Source organism: Mesorhizobium sp. M1A.F.Ca.IN.020.06.1.1 (genome assembly GCF_004023265.1).
Taxonomy (GTDB): Bacteria; Pseudomonadota; Alphaproteobacteria; order Rhizobiales; family Rhizobiaceae; genus Mesorhizobium.
Window position 1 is genome coordinate 1 of sequence record NZ_RZSR01001191.1, and the last position, 1,537, is coordinate 1,537.

Annotated in this window: 2 protein-coding genes; both read right to left on the reverse strand. The window is 65.6% G+C overall.

Features of this window, described 5'->3' with window-relative positions; all coding sequences use genetic code 11:
- A partial coding sequence (locus tag EOA60_RS37925; protein ID WP_206628351.1) for a major capsid protein occupies window positions 1-651 on the reverse strand: 651 nt, incomplete at its 3' end.
- 64 nt (window positions 652-715) lie between these two features.
- Window positions 716-1,537, reverse strand: an 822-nt coding sequence (locus EOA60_RS37930) for a hypothetical protein (protein ID WP_206628352.1), incomplete at its 5' end; no start/stop codon positions are given.

Consider the following 1,537-nt stretch of genomic DNA (forward strand, 5'->3'; position numbering starts at 1 on the left):
GACACCCCAGGCATCCGGGCCGACGGTGATGCGGTTCGGCGCGCCGCCGAATTCGGCCGAATGCATCGTGTCCGCCCAGCCCTGGATGTCGTCGAGGATGGACACCCCGGGATCGCCCCAGCGCGCGCCGGCGCCGAGCACCACGGTGTGTCCGGCGGCGCGACCGAAGTCGACCAGCCGCTGCGGCATGTCCTTGCCTTCAATGACGACCTTGCCGTCGATGACGGCCTTGGCGGCCATCCATTCCCAGAGCCTTTCGACCGCAACGCGATGGAACTGCAGGATGTCGGCTTTGACCGCATCGTAGCGCGCCGCGGGGCTCTGCGCATTGGGACCGAGCAAGGTGCCCGGGCGGCGGGTGAGAGCCCGCAGCGGCGACACCGGATCGCTGGCCTTGACATAACCCGGCTTGAAGCGTTCGACGCGCGCGCCTTCCTCGTAGATCGCCCGGCCCTGCGCCATCGGGGCGACGAAGGGCGCGAGCTTCCGCCCCGAACGCGGAATTTTCTCCAGGTCGATATATTCGTCGGTCGATGACATCTGGTGGGGGAAGAGAAGATCGAGCCAGTAGCTCGGCACGATGTCGAGTTCGCGGAACACACCGAGCAGGGTGTGCGTATCCCAAAGTTCGTAGTTGTCGAAATCCGCCATGGTCGTGGCCCTTGTGAAAGATGCGGCCGGGGCCGCGATTGGGTTGAGGGTTTGCGCCCTGCGCTCAGAGCCGCTTGCGGATGAGGATGTTGGTGGGCGCCGGCGCGCTCCGGAAAGCCGCCTCGCGCTTGTCATCCGTGTTGAACGAGACATCCCAATTGAGCGCATCCGGATTGAAATTGCCGGCCCGGTAGATCGCGACGCGCTGCGCGACATCGGTGTCGACCACCGGGGCAGTCGTGATGCCGAGCGGCGCCACACCGATCTGATCCGCCCCGCCGACGAGGGTGGTGTTCGAAAATGCGATGGCCGCGCCGGTCTCGGTGGTTGCGATCGCGTTGCCGGGCGCTCCTGCGGCCTTGGCGACGATACCGACGATGCCGGCGGCATCAGATTGAGCGCTGACATCGGGATGGGGCGTGGTGAGCGAGCCGTATGCGGAGCCGGCACCAGCTCCGCCGTTGATCGCCGCGATCAAATTGCTGGCGGTCTCCGCCGCCGTCGCACCGATCTTGACCTGACCGGCGACAGTGGTCGGCCCAGCTTTCAAGGTATAGACCGTCGCGCCGATGGTGATGGCGTCGTCAACTGCTCCGACACCGGAGAACACCAGTCGGCCGGTCGCCTTGCTGCCGGGCACATGGACAAAAGTCGCCATGGCCAGGGTGTCCGTGGCCGCGAGGCCGACAACCGAGAAAGCCGGCAGCGCTACATCCCCTGCCACGGGAAAGTCCTCGGTGACAGGGTGCGGTATGGCCGAATTGAAGATTTCGGCGGAGGTGAACGTCTCGGATACTTCACGTGCCGCCATGCCCGGCTGCGCAAAGGGAATGCTGGTCATGATCGACCCTTTCAGGTGAGGAGTTGCGGTTGGATGGTGCGAGGC